This is a genomic window from Microcystis sp. (assembly GCF_048564745.1).
Taxonomy (GTDB): domain Bacteria; phylum Cyanobacteriota; class Cyanobacteriia; order Cyanobacteriales; family Microcystaceae; genus Microcystis; species Microcystis ichthyoblabe_A.
On record NZ_JBLZRT010000167.1, the window covers coordinates 19906 to 40156 of the forward strand.

15 protein-coding genes and 1 pseudogene are annotated in these 20251 nt (G+C 43.0%); 12 read left to right on the forward strand and 4 right to left on the reverse strand.

Annotation, left to right across the window (positions count from 1 at the left end):
• Positions 1-209: 209 nt before the first annotated feature.
• From ACOCD9_RS18055 to ACOCD9_RS18100, 10 genes and pseudogenes are all read left to right on the forward strand, one after another.
• A complete protein-coding gene (locus tag ACOCD9_RS18055) occupies positions 210-2996 on the forward strand; it encodes a cation-translocating P-type ATPase (RefSeq protein WP_419548112.1) in 2787 nt (928 codons plus the stop codon).
• Positions 2997-3350: 354 nt separating this feature from the next.
• Positions 3351-3737: a hypothetical protein gene (locus ACOCD9_RS18060; RefSeq protein ID WP_123230387.1), complete on the forward strand. Its 387-nt coding sequence runs from the start codon at positions 3351-3353 to the stop codon at positions 3735-3737.
• Positions 3738-3851: 114 nt separating this feature from the next.
• A pseudogene (locus tag ACOCD9_RS18065) lies at positions 3852-6773 on the forward strand (NACHT and WD repeat domain-containing protein).
• A 194-nt stretch (positions 6774-6967) separates the two neighbouring features.
• Complete coding sequence (locus tag ACOCD9_RS18070) at positions 6968-7117, forward strand: hypothetical protein (protein WP_419548113.1); 150 nt, start codon at positions 6968-6970, stop codon at positions 7115-7117.
• Positions 7118-7459: 342 nt separating this feature from the next.
• On the forward strand, positions 7460-7627 hold the full coding sequence (locus tag ACOCD9_RS18075) for a type II toxin-antitoxin system HicB family antitoxin (protein ID WP_287700256.1): 168 nt from the start codon (positions 7460-7462) through the stop codon (positions 7625-7627).
• A 48-nt stretch (positions 7628-7675) separates the two neighbouring features.
• Entirely contained in the window at positions 7676-7963 is a 288-nt protein-coding gene (locus ACOCD9_RS18080; RefSeq protein ID WP_287700257.1) for a BrnT family toxin, read from the forward strand.
• Positions 7941-8165: a hypothetical protein gene (locus ACOCD9_RS18085; protein WP_002738113.1), complete on the forward strand. Its 225-nt coding sequence runs from the start codon at positions 7941-7943 to the stop codon at positions 8163-8165. The genes ACOCD9_RS18080 and ACOCD9_RS18085 overlap by 23 nt, the downstream gene beginning before the upstream one ends.
• A 613-nt stretch (positions 8166-8778) precedes the next feature.
• Positions 8779-9525 carry a pseudouridine synthase gene (locus ACOCD9_RS18090; RefSeq protein WP_002803891.1) on the forward strand — a complete coding sequence of 249 codons (747 nt, stop codon included), beginning with the start codon at positions 8779-8781 and terminating at the stop codon, positions 9523-9525.
• Positions 9526-9551: 26 nt separating this feature from the next.
• Positions 9552-10313 (forward strand): helix-turn-helix domain-containing protein, encoded by a 762-nt coding sequence (locus ACOCD9_RS18095; protein ID WP_419548114.1) that lies wholly within the window; start codon positions 9552-9554, stop codon positions 10311-10313.
• 8 nt (positions 10314-10321) lie between these two features.
• Positions 10322-11170 carry a hypothetical protein gene (locus ACOCD9_RS18100; RefSeq protein ID WP_419548115.1) on the forward strand — a complete coding sequence of 283 codons (849 nt, stop codon included), beginning with the start codon at positions 10322-10324 and terminating at the stop codon, positions 11168-11170.
• Between the two features lie 313 nt (positions 11171-11483).
• On the opposite strand, the gene ACOCD9_RS18105 is transcribed toward ACOCD9_RS18100, so the two are convergent.
• The 3 genes from ACOCD9_RS18105 to ACOCD9_RS18115 form a co-directional block, all read right to left on the reverse strand.
• Positions 11484-12476 (reverse strand): aldo/keto reductase, encoded by a 993-nt coding sequence (locus tag ACOCD9_RS18105; RefSeq protein ID WP_287700259.1) that lies wholly within the window; start codon positions 12474-12476, stop codon positions 11484-11486.
• 51 nt (positions 12477-12527) lie between these two features.
• The gene (locus ACOCD9_RS18110) at positions 12528-15593 is read right to left on the reverse strand and encodes an efflux RND transporter permease subunit (RefSeq protein ID WP_419548116.1); all 3066 of its coding nucleotides are present in this window, start codon (positions 15591-15593) and stop codon (positions 12528-12530) included.
• A 244-nt stretch (positions 15594-15837) separates the two neighbouring features.
• On the reverse strand, positions 15838-17298 hold the full coding sequence (locus ACOCD9_RS18115; RefSeq protein WP_419548117.1) for an efflux RND transporter periplasmic adaptor subunit: 1461 nt from the start codon (positions 17296-17298) through the stop codon (positions 15838-15840).
• A 262-nt stretch (positions 17299-17560) separates the two neighbouring features.
• On the opposite strand from ACOCD9_RS18115, the gene ACOCD9_RS18120 reads away from it, so the two are divergent.
• Together ACOCD9_RS18120 and ACOCD9_RS18125 are read left to right on the forward strand one after the other, a co-directional pair.
• Positions 17561-18898 carry an SUMF1/EgtB/PvdO family nonheme iron enzyme gene (locus tag ACOCD9_RS18120; protein ID WP_419548118.1) on the forward strand — a complete coding sequence of 446 codons (1338 nt, stop codon included), beginning with the start codon at positions 17561-17563 and terminating at the stop codon, positions 18896-18898.
• Between the two features lie 329 nt (positions 18899-19227).
• Positions 19228-19854 carry a transposase gene (locus ACOCD9_RS18125; protein ID WP_419548119.1) on the forward strand — a complete coding sequence of 209 codons (627 nt, stop codon included), beginning with the start codon at positions 19228-19230 and terminating at the stop codon, positions 19852-19854.
• A 134-nt stretch (positions 19855-19988) separates the two neighbouring features.
• Here ACOCD9_RS18125 and ACOCD9_RS18130 read toward each other — a convergent pair whose 3' ends face one another.
• A complete protein-coding gene (locus tag ACOCD9_RS18130; protein WP_419548120.1) occupies positions 19989-20126 on the reverse strand; it encodes a hypothetical protein in 138 nt (45 codons plus the stop codon).
• Positions 20127-20251 lie beyond the last annotated feature (125 nt).

Consider the following 20251-nt stretch of genomic DNA (forward strand, 5'->3'; position numbering starts at 1 on the left):
ATTAAGGGGGGATTAAGGGGGGATCGGCACCCCCCTTATCAAGGGGGGCAGGGGGGATCTATCTTCAATTTAATTATAACCAGCTACTTATCTACATTACTCGTTAAGACTGTCTATGAGCAGGAAGAGCCAGTTTAAACATTTGTTTTTTCCTGTTACCAGGGAAAGAAACGGCTAAGATCTATTTAGATCAACTATCTTCACTTGCCATGGCCGCTAATGCCGACTATTCTGCCCATTCTAGCCTTAACTTGCAACAACCTTGGCATACCTATCCGGTGGAAACCACCCTATCTATCCTCGGTAGTTCGGCTGTTAATGGCCTCAATAGGGAGCAAATCGCCCAAAGAATTAAATATTATGGCAAAAATGAACTAAAAGAACGTCCAGGGCGCAGTAATTGGCAAATTCTCCTAGATCAGTTTACCAATATTATGCTCCTCCTCTTAATTGCCGTGGCCATAATTTCCGGAGGACTGGATTTACTGGAATTGCAGCGCGGTCATCTGGCTAAAATTGGTGTTCCCTTCAAAGATACGATCGCTATCTTAACAATTGTCATCCTCAATGGCATCCTCGGCTATCTGCAAGAAAGTCGCGCCGAAAAAGCTCTGGCCGCTTTAAAAAAACTTTCCTCTCCCCAAGTTAATGTTATTCGCGAGGGTCAACGCGGGGAAATAGACGCGGTTAATCTCGTCCCCGGGGACATCATGCTGATTGAAGCGGGAACCCAAATCAGCGCCGACGGCCAAATTATCGAAGCTTTTAACCTGCAAATTCGCGAATCGGCCTTGACAGGAGAGGCAAATAGTGTTAATAAATCCGCCTCCATTGACCCCTTAGACAGGGATACTCCCCTTGGCGATCGCTTAAATTTTGTCTTTACTGGAACAGAGGTACTGCAAGGCCGGGCCAAGATCATCGTTACCAATACGGGGATGACAACGGAATTAGGCAAAATCGCTCAAATGTTAGCAACAGTCGGCAATGAACCCACTCCTCTCCAAAAAAGAATGACTCACTTGGGTAATGTCCTTGTTGCTGGTTCTCTCATTCTAGTTGCCCTGACTATTACCATCGGCCTGATCAATGCCGGTTGGTCGGCCCTAGAGGAATTAGTCGAAGTTTCCCTTAGTATGGCAGTAGCCGTCGTTCCCGAAGGATTACCCGCAGTTATCACCCTAACTCTCGCCCTAGGTACCCAACGCATGGTCAAACGTCAGGCCTTGATTCGCAAACTGCCGGCAGTAGAAACCCTTGGTTCCGTTAATGTGATCTGTTCCGACAAAACTGGGACGCTAACGGAAAATAAAATGACCGTGCGGGAGATAGAGACAATTAATCGCAATTTTTCGGTGACTGGAGAAGGATATAGCCCAAAAGGACAATTTTTAGACTCCAAGCAACGGGCGATCGATCCCAAAACCGATCTAGAATTACATCATCTTTTAATTGCCAGTATCCTCTGCAACGATGCCAGTTTAGACCTCGATAACGGTCATGATAGCATTTTAGGCGATCCCACGGAAGGAGCCTTATTAGTTTTAGGGGCGAAAGCGGGCTTAAATTTATCCCTAACCAAGCAAGAGTTCCCTAGAATCGCTGAAATCCCCTTTTCTTCCCAAAGAAAGCGAATGTCGGTCATTTGTCAAGGAGTCAATCCCGTACTATTTACCAAAGGTTCCCCGGAATTAATCCTTGAACAGTGTCTCTCCTACCAATCGGGATTAGAAAGTCTTCCTTTTGGGGATAGGGAAAAAGAAAAAGTCTTAGTCGCTAACAATGCTATGGCTAACAGGGGTTTACGAGTCTTAGGATTAGCCTATAAAACACTAATTTATCCGCCAGAATCAACTGAAATCAGCGAAGATAAGCTAATTTGGTTAGGAATGGTCGGTATGATCGACGCACCGCGACCAGAGGTACAAATCGCCGTGGCTAGGTGTCGAGAAGCGGGAATCCGTCCAATCATGATCACCGGCGATCATCAATTAACTGCTCTAGCGGTGGCTAAAAGTCTTGGTATTGCCCAAGCGGGAGCTTTAGTCATCTCAGGGCGAGAATTAGATAAATTATCACCAATTCAGCTAGAAAACATTATTGACAAAACTAACATCTATGCCCGTGTCTCCCCCGAACATAAATTAACTATTGTCCGCGCCTTGCAAAAAAAGGGTAAATTTGTTGCTATGACCGGAGATGGGGTGAATGATGCTCCAGCCCTGAAACAAGCAGATATCGGCATTGCCATGGGAATCTCCGGCACCGATGTCACCAAAGAGGCTAGTGATATGATTCTCCTTGATGATAATTTTGCCACCATCGTCGCTGCCACGGAAGAAGGGCGAGTGGTTTATAACAATATTCGCAGTTTTATTAAATATATTCTCGGCAGTAATATCGGGGAAGTGATTACTATCGCCGCTTCGCCTCTTTTGGGTTTAGCTACTCCCCTCACTCCCCTACAAATTCTCTGGATGAATTTAGTTACCGATGGTTTACCTGCTTTAGCTTTGGCTGTGGAACCCGCTTCTCCTAATATTATGCGTCGCCCTCCTTTTAGTCCCCAAGAAAGTATTTTTGCTCGCGGTTTGGGCAGTTATATTGTGAGAATTGGGATTATTTTTTCGATTATTAATATCACTCAAATGTTGATCGCTGTGCGCTTGGATCCGCTTTTTGGTAATACTGGTTCATGGAAAACTATGGTTTTTACTACTCTCTGTTTAGCTCAGATGGGTCATGCCATTTCCGTGCGATCGAGCGATCATCTTACCATAGAAATGAATCCTTTGACTAATCCCTATCTCTGGGTAGCAGTAACCCTGACGACAATTTTTCAACTGATGTTAATCTATGTTCCTGCCCTGCGGGATTTTTTCGGTACTCAATTTTTAACTAAAGAAGAATTATTAATCTGTTTGGGATTTAGTACCTTGTTATTCGTTTGGGTGGAGTTAGAAAAGTTATTTACCCGTTGGTATCATCGGCGATAATCAGGGGGCTTTTTTCATTGTTCAGTAAACAGTGAATTGAAAACTCAAATCTCATAACTGATAAACCCCATCCACAGGGAAAACCGTAGTTTGGCTTTTTCGGCTAAGATTTTTGCATAAGTAGCTGGTTATAATTAAATTAAAAATCGATTTTAGGTTCGATCCCCCCTTAGTCCCCCCTTAATAAGGAGGGTATCTGATAATTTTTAACGCCTACCTACTTAGCAATACTTTTAAGGCTTAGTGGCTTGGCCGTGAAATTCCAGTTCTCTAGCTGATTGCGATTTGGCTTACTATTAAAAACTGATTTGATGTAAGATTGAGTTAGCAATATCTAATTTGGAGTCTCAGGCAATGGAACCGATTTCTCTAATTCTCGCTGCGTTGGCTGCTGGTGCGACGGCTGCTGCTAAGGATACGGCAGGAACAGCCGTTAAGGATGCTTATGAGAGTTTAAAAGCGTTGATTAAGAAGAAATTTGCCGAGAATACTAAAGCACAGGAAGCACTAAAAGATTATGAAGAAGATACTGAAACTTATGAGAAACCTTTTGAAAAGCAATTAAAGACATTAGAGCCTAATGACCGAGATGAAATCAAGGAGTTGGCAGAGAAATTAAACCAAGTGCTGAAGACAAATGAATTAGCAGGTTCTCAACCTAAATTTGGTGGAACGTTTACAGCAGAAAAACAGGTGATTCAACAAGGGGAAAAGAATGTCATTGAGAATATTAGTCTTTGACTAAATTAAATTTAGGGAGAGCATGAGGAGAAACAAATGTCTGAATCTATTTTTCGCTCCCATTTTCAGGCTGAAAAGCAGGTTATTCAGCAGGGTGATAATAACACACAGAATATTTATGTCAAGACAGAAATAAACTATGGCGATGATCCTGAAGAGGAGAAAGTTGCTGCAACCATCAATGAAAATTCTCCCTATTTAGGTTTAGTTGCATTTACAGCAAATGATGCGAATCTTTTTTATGGACGCAAAAAGGTCATTAATGATTTATTAAAAGAGCTAGAAAAAGAGAATTTAATTTTTCTTTTAGGAGCATCAGGAAGTGGCAAGTCTTCTTTAGTACAAGCTGGTTTAATTCCTGCTTTATCGGCTAAATATAAGCCCAATTTCTCTAATTTAAGCATGGTTCCTAATGATGATCCTTTTTTCTCATTCTATCTTCAGGTTGCCAATTTTATTTCTCAATCTCCCACGGACTATAAACAATCGGAGGCTCAAGTTGCTTTACCACCCCAAGATAATATAACGGCTGCGGTTGAATACCTAGAAAAGGTCATCACAACCTTAAAGAAAAAGCCAGAGTCTTTGTGGTTAATTTTTATTGATCAATTTGAAGAAATTTTAACTCAAAGTCAGGATAATAATGGTTGTCTATTTATTCAATCTTTAGAGAATTTAATTAGTTATTTACAGCGAACTAATAATTCATCAGTCAAAATTGTCTTGACAATGAGAACTGACTTTTTAGATCAATTTATGCATACGTTTCCTGATTTTGTAGTGACGATACAAAGCGATGGAAGAAAGCCATTTAGTTATATTACGCCCATGGCAGATCGGGAATTGAAGTTAGTGATTAAAAATCCGGCGGCGACTCATGGAGTAAATGTTGATCTGAATTTGATTGAGAATATTCTTGAAGATTTTAGAGGTGAATCTCGGTCTTTACCTTTGTTACAATATACCTTAGATCTTTTATGGCAAAAGGATGATTTATCGGATAGGTTACTTGATTACGATACTTATAAAAATTTGGGCGGTGTTGGGGGAGCTTTACAACAACAAGCAGAGAAAATTTATCAACATTTTGAATCTCAGGGTCAGGGAAAAGCTGTTGAAAGTATTTTTGTTCAGTTAGTGACAATTACATCGGATGGAAAAAGAGTTAGTAAACGGAAAAATAAATCTGGATTTAATGATGAATTAGGAAAAATTGTTGATGAATTAGTGAAAAAATATCGTCTGTTGGTGAGTGGCCGTCAGGAAGGCATGGTAGAAATTGCCCATGAAGCTTTGATTGGCTCTTGGCAAAGGTTACAGGACTGGATTACTAAATATGAGAAGGAGATTATTTTAGAAAGACAATTAAAAGAAGCGGCTGAATCTTGGTGGAAAGATAAAGCGGATGAGAAAAAAGCAATTAGTGAGCTTTGGACTGGCTCTAAGTTGACGCAAGTGGGCAATCTATTAAAAGCGAAATCTCTACCTGATTTAAATGCCTTAAGGAATTATTTTGGGGATGTAACGGTTGAGTTTATGAGGGCAAGTCGGGAATACCAGCAACGACTTCAGAAAGCCGAAGCCGAACGCAAACAACGTGAAGTTAATACAGAACTTAGTTTAGCAAATTCTCTCAGTGGTTATTCTTTGTATCTCTTTAATGAAGGGGGAAAAGATTTAGAAGCTTTTGTTGAAGCGATTAAGGCTGGAAAAATTTTACAGAAACACAATGCAAGCAACACGAAGGTAATAGATGCCTTGCAGAAGATTCTAATTGAAGGAAGGGAATATAATCGCTTATTAGGGCATAATGACTCTGTCTTGAGTGTGAGTTTTAGCCCCGACGGTAAAACATTAGCCTCTGGTAGTCATGATAACACAATCAAACTGTGGAATGTAGAGACAGGGGAAGAAATCCGCACTCTCTCTAGGCATAATGGCGGTGTCAATAGCGTGAGTTTTAGCAACGACGGTAAGACTTTAGCGACCGGTAGTGCTGACAAGACTATCAAACTGTGGGATGTAGAAACAGGGGAAGAAATTCGCACTCTCTCTGGGCATAATGACCGTGTCTGGAGTGTGAATTTTAGCCCCGACGGTAAGACATTAGCGACCGGTAGTAGTGACAAGACAATCAAACTGTGGAATATCCAGACAGGTCGAGAAATCCGCACTCTCTCTGGGCATAATGCTAGTATCTCAAGCGTGAGTTTTAGCAGCGACGGTAAGACTTTAGCTTCTGGTAGTTTTAACAGGACAATCAAACTGTGGAATGGGTCAACATGTCAAGAAATCCTCACTCTCTTTGGGCATGATGGCCATGTCAATAGCGTGAGTTTTAGCAGCGACGGTAAAACATTAGCTTTTGATAGTGGTGACAACACAATCAAACTGTGGAATGTAGAGACAGGTCAAGAAATCCGCACTCTCACAGGGCATAATGGAAATGTCAATAGTGTGAGTTTTAGCAGTGACGGTAAGACTTTAGCGACCGGTAGTAGTGACAACACAATCAAGCTGTGGAATGTAGAGACAGGGAAAGAAATCCGCACTCTCACAGGGCATAATGGCGGTTTCGGTAGCGTGAGTTTTAGCAGAGACGGTAAATCATTAGCTTCTGATAGTTGTGACAACACAATCAAACTGTGGAATGTATAGACAGTTAAAGAAATACGCAGTCTCACAGGTCATAATTGAAATTTATATAGTTTTAGTTTTAGCAGTGACTGTAAGACTTTAGCGACCGGTAGTTGGGACAACACAATCAAGCTGTGGAATGTAGAGACAGGGAAAGAAATCCGCACTCTGACAGGGCATAATGACTCTGTCTGGAGTGTGAGTTTTAGTCCAGACGGTAAGACTTTAGCGACCGGTAGTAGTGACGAAACTATCAAACTGTGGAATGGAGAATATGGTTGGGGTTTAGATGGTTTAATGGGGCGTAGTTGCGATAGGGTACGGGCTTATTTGCACAATCCTAATTCTGATGCTAGAGAAGAGGATAGATATTTGTGTGATGGGATTGGGGGTAAATAGTCAGTATCAGGATTTTGAGGATTAGAGGATTTTCAGGATGCTCAACCTTAAAAGATTGTCGGGAGTTTCCAAGTAAATAATCCAGTTAATCCTAAAATCCCGTTAATCTTGGTTTAGACTTCTTTGTGAGGATACAGAAGGATTGTAGGGCGATGCAGAAGAGTTGTAGGGCAATACACAAAGATTGTAGGACAATGCAGGACTTAAACGCTTTAATGGGGCGTAGTTGCGATTGGGTGCGGGTTTATTTGCACAATCCTAATTCTGATGTTAGGGAGGAGGATAGGCATTTGTGTGATGGCATTGGTACAAAGAATTATCGGACTAAGGAGATTTTGCCATGACTTCCACGAAAGAATAGAGATAACCAGCTAGGGTAAAATTAGGGTTTCGGCTTATCCTCAACTCAGGTTAACTAGGAATAGGCCGATTTATTTTGCTAAGGCTATATTTTGAGCAACTTTTGTCAATTTAGCCACAAACATAAACATAAATCGTAGGTGCGTTAGCCAAAGCGTAACGCAGCAATTTAATAATAAAGTTGGTGCGTGGAGCGCGGATTATTAATTGGTTTTTTTGTCAGAGATTATCGCCGCAAACACGCACCCTACAAGCTCAGGCTTACACAAAAAAAACAAATTTATGTTATTTTTAAAATAAATATCAGTCAATAAAAAATATTTATTATGAATATCAAAGTGGTTGTCTGGCAAGAAGATGATGTTTGGTGTGCAAATGTACTAGCTTTGTCTGGTTGTCATACTTGGGCAGAAAATTATGATGATTTGATGGTCATGGTTAAAGAGGCAATAGAAGGCTGGTTAGAAGTTTCTCATGAAAAAAAAATTACTTAAAATTTAAAAGTGTACCGTTTAGTAGGAGATTGAACTATAATTAAGTTGATGAACTTACAATTTGAGTGGGATAACCCCAAGGCAAAACTTAATCTCAAAAAGCATGGCATCAATTTTGAAGAAGCCAAGGCTGTTTTTCGAGATCCTCTAGCCTACATTTTTGATGATGAGTGGCATTCGGTCGGTGAAAAACGAGAAATTATTATCGGACACGATGACAAGAATCGCCTTTTAGTAGTTTGTTTTACTGAAAAAAATCAAATGATTCGTATTATCAGCGCACGTTTAACAACCAAAAAGGAACGCCAAGACTATGAAAAATACACAGGACTCTAAAACTAACCAAAATTTACAGGATGACCTACTTCCTGAATATAATTTTAATTATACTAAGGCTCATCCTAATCGTTTTGCTTCTCAGGTAAATGAGACAAAAATAACTGTTACCTTAGAATCGGATGTCGCTAAAGTTTTCAAAAATTCTGAAGATGTAAACAAAGCACTTCGAGCTATCCTATCTGCTATTCCTGAAAAATAAGTTAACATTAATCCTGTAGGGTACGCCATTCGATAGCGTAACGCACCAATTTAATAATTAAGTTGCTGCGTGGGGTGCGGATTATTAATTTGTTTTTTTGTCAGAGATTATCGCCGCAAACACGCACCCTACAAGAATCTATAAAACTAAAATCAACACAGATAAATGTATTAGTAATGATTTTCTCTATTCATTCACAATTTCTTCCATCAATTGCCGATCTCTTTCTTCTCTCAACCGCTTGGATAACCGAGAAATAACCCGTTTAAAGTCATATCCCCCCGTAAAAAAAATTAGCCCGACTTTTTTAACAATTGTCGGCAAAATTTTGCTTGCTTTTTTCACGGCTTTTTGCAATAATATTTTTATAAGACTTTATATACAATGGAGTGGTAGAGTTCACTAAAAAACGCACAGATTCCCATTATAAGAAAAGTATAACCGAAGCCGCCGCCCAAGTCAAGGGATTACTCCTCTTTTTTTTGAGAAGTTTTCAAAGAAAAAAAATCAAAGAGGCAGCCGGAGATATTCGGTTTTTCTTCACTATTTGGGCGAAAAAACCCTTTTAGGATGCCTATAATAGGAGATAGAAAGGGTTAAAAACTAAAAAAAAATGGCGGAGAGAGTCCAGAAAATCCTTGCCCAGTGGGGAATTGCCTCCCGAAGAAGGGCGGAGGAGATGATCGTAGCCGGCCGGGTGAGACGGAATGGCAAAATCGTGCAGTTAGGAGAAAAAGCCGACCCCGAAAAAGATCACCTAGAAATAGACGGAAAAAAAATTGAACCGGCCAATCGTCCCAAAAGATTGTATATACTGATCAACAAACCCATTGGTGTGGTTTCTACCTGTAAGGATCCACAAAACCGGCCGACAGTAATCGACCTTTTGCCCGACTCCCTCGCCAGCGAGACAGGGTTACATCCCGTAGGCAGGTTGGACATCAACACCACTGGGGCTTTACTCCTCACCAACGACGGTCAACTGACCCTCACCCTCACCCATCCCCGTTATCATTTGCCCAAAACCTATCGGGTTTGGCTAGATGGTGCGATTGATAGACTTGCTCTCCAGCGTTGGCGAGAAGGTATCCTCTTAGAGGGAAAAAAAACCTTACCCGCACAGGTTGAGATACTCAAGCAAACCGACCAAAAAACCCTACTAGAAGTTATTTTAGTGGAGGGAAGAAATCGGCAGATTCGCTCTGTAGCCGAAGAGTTAGGCTATCGCGTCCTGAAACTTCATCGCAGCGCCATCGGTCGTATTCAATTAAACTCTGGTAATAATTCCCCCTTACCCTTGGGTGATTACCGTTTTTTAACCCTTGATGAACTGAAATATTTAAAGAACCAGATTAACTAAGCTGAAAGTCAGCCCCTAATAGCGATATGTTTCGCCTTCTCCAATCACAACTCGATCCCCAGCGTAAACAACGCAGCAAATTAGCGGAAATAGGCGTTTATTTGCAAAAAAATCGCCTAGAACAGTCCCTTTCTCTCGAGGAAATTGCCCAGAAAACCTTAATCCCGCGCCATCGCCTAGAAGCGTTGGAAGCGGGGGATTTGGAGGCATTGCCCGAACCGATTTATATTCGTTGGTTAATCAAACAATTTGCCGATAGTCTGTCCCTGGATGGTGAGACGATTAGCCGGCGTTTTCCTACCAAGGTAAATAACTTTTTTAGGGGAACAAAACCGTCTTTATCGCTGCCAAGTCTTCAAATTCGCCCGATTCATCTCTATTTTCTCTATTTAATCTTAGTTATTGGTTCCGTACAAACCCTATCCCACGTCCTGCAAAAATCGGTACTGCAATCGAATCGCTTACCGCCGCCTTCCTTGCCACAACAGCAAATTGTCCAACCGAAAAGCAATCCCCTTCAACCGGTAGCCAACAAAACCAGCAATAATCAGCAGCTGGTGGTGGGGGTAAAACTGGAAGATGACTGCTGGCTGCGGGTGGTGGTGGATGGCAAGACAGAATTTGAGGGTGTGCTGCCCCAGGGAACCCATCGCACTTGGCAAGCAAACCGGGAATTAACCGTGAGAGCGGGTAATGCTGGCGGGGTTTACGTTGCCGTTAATAATGCTCATGCTCAACAACTGGGGCAACCGGGCAAAGTCGGGGAAGTCACCTACCGGGCAAATTGAGCTAATTTATGCAGAAGGTCTTTTCACCCCTCGAACGCCTTCAGGGAGGGTTAATCGGGGCATATATCGGGGAATCATTGCATAATCAGCCCCTAATACCAGCCTTTAACTATGAGGCTACACCGAGGACGACCCTGCTTTTGCAAGCTCTGCAATCTCAGGAAGATTTGCCCATTGCGATCGCAGCTAGGCAGCAGTCGGAATCGGCGTTATTATTTGTGCTACTGCCGGAGATTTTAACCTGGCCTGACCATGGGGAACGTTGGCAAGCTAGATTAAATTTTTGGCTGAAAAAGGGCTTAATTTCCGAGTTAACCCGACAAGAAGCGATAATTTGGGGAGAGGCGGTAGGTCTGTTATTACAGGGAAAAAGGCCTTTAAATCAGTTAATGGGGCAATTGCTAACTATTAACCCCAAGAATAAGCTATTAGAGCAGATTCAGTCAGCTTTAGGGCAGAATCATCCCTTAGAGTTCATCTTATCGGCTTGGGCGAAAGATAGCTCACCTTTAGGAATTGCGATCGCATTTTCTCTCTATACCTTTCTGCAAACGAGCGAGGATTTCGCCGTTAGCGTGCGTCGTGCTAATTCTAGTCCCTATCAACGGCAATTAACTAGCACTTTAGCGGGAATTTGGGCGGGATTGTACAACGGGATCGAGGGGATTCCCCTAGCTTGGCGGCAAAATTTGCCGAAAGAGCCGGTTAAACAGCAATTAATTGATAAAGCTGAGGAAATCTATCGAATTTCTTTGGGCATATCTCCTCATCTTGTCCTATCTCCTCATACTGCCGTCGCTTACGGGGGAACTTTGCAACCCCGTCCCAGCTTAAAATTGGTCTCTCAAGATAAGTAGTCGTGCAAAATTAACTTCTTGGTTAGGATAGGCAAAAGGCAAGAGGCAAAAGGCAATAGGGAGAATAAATAATCAGTTCTTAATAACCAGATTTAGTATTACTTAGGGTTTGCTGAATAAATCTAAAAACCTTGTTGGATAATATCTTTAGGCTTTTTTGACCTCAAAAATTGCCAGTTCTTCGAGTAATCGGGGGGAAATTGGCTCTCTTATTCTTTGTCTGATCAGTTTAACTTATAAGCGATCAATCTTTGCGTCCTTTGTGTCTTTGTGGTTCGTTCCACACCCCACCAACAAGCTTTTTCAGCCAACCCTACTTAGTTTGAAAGATATTTTGTACCATTTTTTTATCCAAACCTGCGGCAATTTTATCTAATTCTGCTATTTCCCCACTGTCTAAAGTCCATCCTAAAGCCCCAAGATTATCCTCAGCTTGCCGAATATTTTTAGCTCCGGGGATAGGAATTGTTCCCTTACAAATACACCAATTTAAGGCAACTTGGCTAATGGTTTTATTTTTAGCTTGGGCGATAACTTCTAGACAACTTATCAGAGGCGAAATAGCGGGAATTAATTGACCAAAAAGGAAGCGACGTAATCCTGGGGGTAAGTTTTTATTATCTCGATATTTCCCCGTTAATAAACCCAAAGCTAAGGGACTATAGGCAATAATTTTAATGCCCAATTGATCACATAGTTCCTTTAATCCTAAGTCAGTGAGAGGATAGGTAGAAAGGAGAGAATACTGTACCTGTAAACTGGTAATAGGAATGCCGCGACTGGCAAACTTTTGATAGGCAGACTTCAATCTTTTCGGTCCAAAATTGGATAAACCGACTCCTTTAACTAACCCCTTTTCCAGACAATCCCCCAATCCGTCTAATAATCCTCCCTCCTGCCATGGCGCATAATTGCCCGTTGACCAGTGCATTTGCACTAAATCCACCGGGCGGCCTAATCTGGTTGCCGAAGCTTGACAAGCTTTCACCATGGCATGACGGGTTAAACGCCAAGGATAAGGGGCGAGTTTGGTGGCAATACGGATATGATCAGCGTTATAACCGGTATATTCCCCTGTAAAGCGTCCTAATAGCTTCTCACTCTGTCCGTTGAGTTTGCCTGTGCCGTAGGAGTCTCCCGTATCAAATAGGGTGACACCCCGCTCGACGCAGAGATTAAAAACCGCTTGTAACTGGCTATCCATACTCTCATCATAACCCCAGAGAAGACGATTTCCCCAGGCCCAAGTACCGCAGCCCATGGGGGGAAGGGATAGAGTTTGATGTGTGACTGTCAAGGGATTCATGGGTTAGTTTCTCTGGGTTTTTTCTCAAGCTTTCAGCAAGATATTTTACTACTAAATCGACTTGGGTTTTTGTTTAACAAATAATCCCCGCAACCAATAGTAAAAACTATCGATATAAGTAAAGATTACCGGCACAACCACCAAAGTTAATAGGGTGGAAGTGGTAAAACCACCAATAACAGCAATCGCCATCGGTGCGCGAATTTCCCCATCTGCACCCAAAGCTAAAGCAATCGGTAACATCCCGGCAACTGTGGAAACGGAGGTCATAATAATTGGTCGTAAACGAGAGACTCCCGAATCAATCATCGCCTTAAATTGCGGTTTCCCTGACTCAATACCACTCAGGGCAAAATCTACTAACAGAATCGCATTTTTAGTGACTAACCCCATCAGTAAAACTATGCCAATTAAAGCGTATAAACCTAACTCTTTTTGGGTAATTAAAAGAGCGATTAAAGTACCACCAATCGATAAAGGAAGGGAAGTTAAAATCGCTAGGGGATAGAGAAAATTGTTATACAACAATACCAGAATCCCATAGATAGAAATAATTGCTAAACTTAACGCCCCCAAAAAACGAGCGAAGATATCGCGCATAATACGAGCATCACCAAAGGGTTCTTCTGTCACCTCTGGGGGTAAGTTTTTCATGATTGGTAAAGCGCGAATTTGTGTCACCGCACTTCCCAAAGAAACTCCCTCTAAATTAGCTCCAATATTAACCTGACGTTGACGGTTAAAGCGTTGAATTTCCGCAGGTCCACTACCTAAGCTAATTGTCGCCACCGAGTTAAGCGGTACTAACGTCCCATTACTGCTAGGAACGCGCAAATTTTGCAGAGTTTCTATCTCGCTGCGTCCATCGTTGGCAATTTTTACCCGGATGGGAATTTGTCGGTCAGCAAGGTTAAATTTAGCTAAATTAAACTCATTATCGCCGATTAAAGCTAAAGATGCAGTACGGGCGATCGCTCTGACCGAGACTCCCTGATCAGCAGCCCGGACAGGATCCGGTTGAATAATAATCTCCGGTTTAACTAAACTTACCCCGGAACTTACCTCGACAAAACCGGGTAAAGCCCGCATTTCTCGCTCTAATTTTTGGGCAGTTTGGGTTAAAATATCGCCATTTTCACTTTTTAAAATAATAGCGACATCCTTAGTGCTTCCTGCTCCCCCCTGCGCCCGAAAAGTCACTCTTGCCCCCGGTATCTTCTGGAAATCCCGACGGGTTTGTTCCTCAAATTGCCGTTGAGTCAGCGATCGCTGTTCCTTAGGAACTAAATTAACATATATTAACCCCGTGTTTACCCGCCCCGAATCTCCCGGAATAGCCAAAACATTAGAGACGGCGGGATTTTTTTGCAGTAAACTATTCACCTGATTGGCCACGGCAACAGTATCATTCAAAGTCGCACCGGGAGGCAATTCTAGGCTGATCGTACTTAATCCAGTATCCCCAGAACTAAATAACCCTTTTGGAATCAAGGGAACTAACTGTAAACTACCGATAAAAAAGGCCAAAGCCGCCAATAAAGTCAGGATTCGATGACGTAAAGCCCAAGTTAACAAACTTTTGTAGGGACGAAAACGGGGGCGCGAGGAGGGATTATTATCACCGGTTTTCAGCTTTTTCGGCTGTAAAATATAGGCACTTAACATCGGGGTGACGGTGACAGCGATCAAACTGGAGAATAGGGTAGAAACCGCCACCGTAACGCCGAAAGGTTGAAAGAATTGCCCTGGCACACCGCCCATAAAAGCAACCGGCAGGAATACCGCCATAATTGCCGCCGCACTGGCTAAAACAGCTAATCCAATCTCTTTTGAGGCATCAAAGGCCGCTTGCAGGGGTTTTTTACCCATAGCTAAATGTTGATCGATGTCCTCCACCATACACACCGCATCATCGACCAGATTACCCAAAGCTAAAGCTAACGCCAGTAGGGTCATGCCGTTAAGGGTATAATTTAGGGATTGCATCACCCAAAAAGTCGGGAAAATGGACAAAGGCAGGGCCAAACCCGTGATAATCGTGGCGCGCCAATTGCCTAAAAATAGACCCACCGTGATCACCGTCATCATACAACCAATCAGGAGATCGCTAAGAAGGCTTTCGTAACTAGCACGAATTGAGTCGGCACGGGTAAAAATTAATTGAAATTTAATATCTTCGGGCAGTTTTTTCTTTAAATTCTCGATTTCTTGACGCACGGCTGTTTCTACCGTCACCAAGGTGCTGCCAGTCCCCCGTAAAATCGAAAAACCCACCACTGGCTGCCCATCTAAGAGGGCCATTTGTCGAGGATCACTGGAACTATCGCTAACTGTCCCTAAATTGCTTAAGGGGACGCTATCACCGTTAGGTAAAGAGATTTGATAATTTCTTAAATCTTCGATAGTTTCAGCGCTGCCGAGGGTGCGGACAGTTTGTTCACTGCCGGCGATTTCCGATCGCCCTCCGGGTAAATTAATATTAAAACTACGAATTTGGTCATTAACCGCCGTGGCCGTGATACCGTAGGCGATCAGACGGCCGGGATCTAAATCTACACGCACTTCTCGATCGACTCCCCCAACGCGATCGACTCGTGCTACCCCCGGCACTCCCGTTAAAGCGCGGCCAATTTGACGATCAACTAGATCACTTAATTCGGCGATCGATCTTTTCGGGGAGGAGATGGTGTAGTTCATCACCGCACCCCCGGCAAATTCTAAACGTTGGACAATTGGATCATTAGTATCTTGGGGTAAATCCTGCCGAATTTGCGCTATGGCATTGCGTACATCATTTGTAGCGCGATCGCTGTTAGTGCCGAGGATAAAGTTAACGGTGGTGGTGCTGCTGCCTTCGTTAACGGTAGAAGTAATTTGATCGATATTACCCAAAGCAGCCACCGCATCCTCGACTTTTTTGGTGACTTGGGTTTCCAATTCCTCTGGACCTGCACCCGGTTGATTAACGGTGATAATCACGGCCGGAATGTCAATATTAGGAGAGCGATCGATCCCTAATCCTAGAAAGGCAATGTATCCCATTAAGGCCATAACTAGGGAGATCAGGATCGTGGGAATGGGATTTTTGATAGACCAATTAGAAATATTAAAAGCCATAATTTCAGTTATCAGTTATCAGTTATCAGTTATCAGTTATCAGTGGGTAAGTTATCAGTTACCAGATGTGAGTTTTCAGTTACCGGTTATCAGTTATCAGTTATCAGATTTGAGTTTTAAGTTTTAAGTTTTGAGTGAGCAGTATGTATTAAGTGAGCCTGATCAAATGGCAGTTTGCTACTGTCTTTTCACCGATCACCGATCACTGATTACTGTTTACTGTTTACTGATCACTGATTACTGATTACTGATCGCTGATTGCTGTAATTTTGTCGCCATCACCGAGATAGGCTGCCCCTTTGACCACAATGCGATCGCCCGCTTGTAAACCGGTGAGAATTTCCACGCGGTTATTGGGCATAATTTGACCTAATTGCACAGTTTTGGCGGTAACGGTGTTATCAGGTTCCACTAAATAAACTAGAGCTTGATTATCTTTTTGAGGTAAAACTGCGGTCATGGGGACGGTTAAACTATTGCTAGTATTCGTCACGATCGCACCTCGTAAAAACATCCCCGGTTTTAACCCTGTATTGTCGGTTAAATCGACTTTAACCGTTGCTTGACGGGATGCCTCATCGACGATGGGATTAATTTCCCGCACCTGTCCCGATAATTTTAAACTGGTATTAGCATCGGAAGTGATAGTAACGGGCGCTCCGACGCGGATTAAGGGCAATTGATTCTCAGGAACCCGCAATCTTAGCTCTAAACGGCCATTTTCGATGATTTTAAAGAGAGCATTTTGACCGTTGGTGGTGTCCCCGATGCGGCCATTTCTTTCGGCAATTTTGCCACTAACCGGGGAAATCAGGCGCGTCTCGTTTAATTGGGCTTTAACAATGGCTAAACGGCTTTGAGCTTCCGCTAATTGGGCTGTAGCTTGGGCGATCACTTCGGGACGATTGCCGGCTTGCAATTGTGCCAGTTGCTGCTCTGCTTCTCCTAAACGAGATTGGGTCTGTTGTACGATCGCCGCTTTGTTTCTTTCTTCGTTGAGGACTTCATCGAGACGATCCCGGGCGATCGCTCCTTCCGCTTCTAAACTTTGGTTTCTCTGGACCCGTTTTTTAGCCAAATCCCAATCCGATCGAGCTTGACTAATTTCGGCTTTTATGCGTTGAATAGTTTGTTTAGCTCCAGCGATCTCCTCTTTACGGCTCCCCGCTTGCAATTCTGCCAAACGCGCCCGGGATTGGGCGACATTTGCCTGTGCTTGGGTTAATTGCGCTTGTAGGACGGTATCATCGAGACGAGCGAGAATTTGACCTTGGCTAACGATATCACCCTCATCGACAAAGATTTCTTTGATTTGTAGTCCCGTCGCTTGGGAAAGAATCGGGATTAATTCATCGGCTGCCACGCTTCCAGTCGCTTTCAGGGTGCGGGCCACGGGAGTGGATTCTACCCTAGTGGTGGTTACTGTTTGTGCTGGTGCCTCATTTTTTGCCGCTACGGGCTGAGTATTGGGGTTTTGGGCTGTTTCGGGTCGATTAGCGAAACGAGTCGCCCCCAGGGTCAATAAAACCCCCAATCCCACACCGATAAATAAACCCTTTCCTCCCGATAGCCAAGAGTTGGTTTTTGTCGGTTTTGGCGAGTATTCGGGTTTCTCTGGCTCAAGTTCGGGTTTAAATGCGATAACTTCGGGAACTAGCGAATTATCGGCTGAATGCTGGTTATTTTCTAGGGTATCTGGCCGCACGGTCTGCCCTCTCGGTAGATTCTGGATAAAATGTTAAGTTTTGTATCCATTTATAATCTAACGGAAAAAGGTCACGGGTGGGGAAAGTGAGAAAGTGGACTTGCTGTAAAAATCCAAAATTGTCCTGGTTGGTGAGGAATCAGTAGTTAGGAGACAGGAGACAGGAGAATTAAGAATGAGTAATAATCAATTAAATGGTTTATTTAGAGATTTTCTGCCAGTTAATCTGGCTCTCCCCTACTTGTGGTCATAAGAAAAAGTTATGAAAAAGTCAGATATCCAAATTTTCTTGGCCCATGCCAGTGAGGACAAACCAGCAGTTTTGGCACTGTATAACCGCCTCAAGCAAGCGGGATATAAACCTTGGTTGGATAAAAAAGACCTGATTCCGGGTCAAATTTGGCGAGATGAAATTCCGAAAGCGATTAAAGCTAGTCAGATTTTTCTCGCCTGTCTGTCAGGGAAATCGGCTAATAAACAGGGGTATATCCAACGGGAGTTGAGGATTGCACTTGATACCTTGGGAGAGATGCTACCGGGGACAATTTTTTTTATTCCCATGAGGTTAGAAGAATGCGAAATTCCTGATCTGCGAATGTCAGAAGTTGGCTTGAATCTGCGAGATATTCACCGGCTTGATTATTGGGAAGAAGACGGATTTGAGCAACTAGAAAGAGCAATTACCTATCAATTCAAGCTTGAACCAGAAGAGCCAAAACAACCGTTATCAGTATTTAACTTTGAGGTGGTGGGAGTAAATGCGAAGGGTGAGCAAATCAAAAAAGAGTCGAAACAGTCCCAATATTTCAGCGAAGATTTGGGTGACGGCATCACCTTAGAAATGGTTGCCATACCGGGGGGAACTTTCCTGATGGGAACAGAAGACGAGGAAATCGAAAGACTGGTGAAAAAATTTAACTGGGACGGATTTAGAAGTGAAAGACCTCAACATCGAGTAACCGTTTCTTCTTTCTACATGGGACGTTATCCCATCACCCAGTCCCAGTGGAAAGCGATCGCCGCAACCGCTAAAATAGACATCGACCTAGAGACAAACCCTTCTAACTTCAAAGGGGATGAGCTACCCGTAGAAAGTGTCAACTGGTATGAAGCAACGGAATTCTGTAAACGACTATCAAGGGAAACAAAACGGGAATACCGACTACCGAGTGAAGCGGAATGGGAATATGCTTGTCGTGCTGGAACCACTACCCCATTCTACTTTGGGGAAACCATTACGGGGAAATTTGCCAACTACCGTGCCAGCGAAACCTACGCAGAAGAAGCGAAGGGAGAATATCGACAACAAACGACTCCCGTGGGACAGTTTCCCCCTAATGCCTTCGGACTGTACGATATGCACGGCAATGTCTGGGAATGGTGTGCTGATACTTGGCACGATAACTATGACGGTGCGCCGACGGATGGCAGTGTCTGGATAAAAAATGGGAATGATAATCGTTCTCCTCTGCGGGGCGGTTTTTGGTACAACGATCCAGATTACTGCCGTTCTGCTTGCCGCACGGACGGCAGCCGCCGCGGCAACAGCGTCTACGACTACGGTTTTCGGGTGGTGTGCGGTGCTGGGAGGACTCTGTAACCCTTTTCCCCTTTTTTTCCCTTTTTACCCTTATTCCCTATTTTTTCTTTTTTCTTTTCTTTCCCGCCCTTAGGCGGGTCGATTTTGTAGGGGCGAACTGTGGTCAGTGAGTTTATCGAACTGCGTTCGCCCGCCGGCAATAATCGGGTTAATCACGGGATTGGGGTTTTTTGGGGTTTTTTGGTGGGGGTTGGGCGCACGCGGTGCGCCCCTACGGGTTTTGGGGGGGTTGGGTTTTTTGGGGGTTTCAGGAAAAATACGTCGGTGTGAATTGCGATCGCTTATGATGGGAATTGATAAGAGGTTTTGTTAGTATTGCGGGAATATATATGACCTTTGATCCTGAAAAACATCATCGTCGTTCTATTCGCCTCAGAAATTATGATTATTCCCAACCCGGAGCATATTTTGTCACTATTTGTACCTACCAAAAACAATCCTGGTTTGGAGAAATCAAAAATGGGCAAATATACCTTAATCAATTAGGAAAAATTGTCGCTGATGAATGGCTAAAAACCTGCAAAATTCGACCTAATTTTAAATTGGATGAATGGGTTATTATGCCCAATCATTTCCATGGAATTGTTATAATTAATGATTATTCTGGCGACGATCAGAGTTTGGGCGCGGGCAATCGGCCTCTAGATTTGGGCGCGGGCAATCGGCCTCTAGATTTGGGCGCACGCGATGCGCCCCTACAGCAGAAACCGAATTCTTTATCGTCATGTATTGCGGGGTTTAAATCGGCGGTTACTAAACGAATTAATTTGCTTCGACAGAACACAGATACTCCTATCTGGCAACGCAATTATTATGAATCAATTCTTCGAGATGAAAAGTATCTAGCAGTTGTTCGAGAATATATTATTAACAATCCCAAAAACTGGCCAAATGATCGAGATTATCTGCCAATCGATCAACAATCACAAGAATTATATTTAGATTTGTTGTTTTAAGCGAGAATATAAAACAGTAGGGGCGAACCGCGTTCGCCCAGAGCCAATAATTAGCCCACAACCAATATCGAATTAATCAAAAAATTGAATTTTTTGATCTGTAGGGGCGAACCGCGTTCGCCCACCCCCAATTATTAACCCACCACCAATTTCTGTAAGGTTTCTAGCTTTTGATCGAAATCTTTTTCGAGATTATCTAGCTTTTGATCAACATCTTGCTGTAAGGTGTCTAGCTTTCGATCAACACTTTGAATACTATAGACCTCTTGCATAAATCCGAAAACAAACGATAGAAACAATAATGGGAGGGACTTTCAGTTAATTATTTATTAGTAGTTGATAATCTTCAAAAATGTTGCTGTACAAGGATCGACTTAAGACTTTTGCAAGAGGTCTT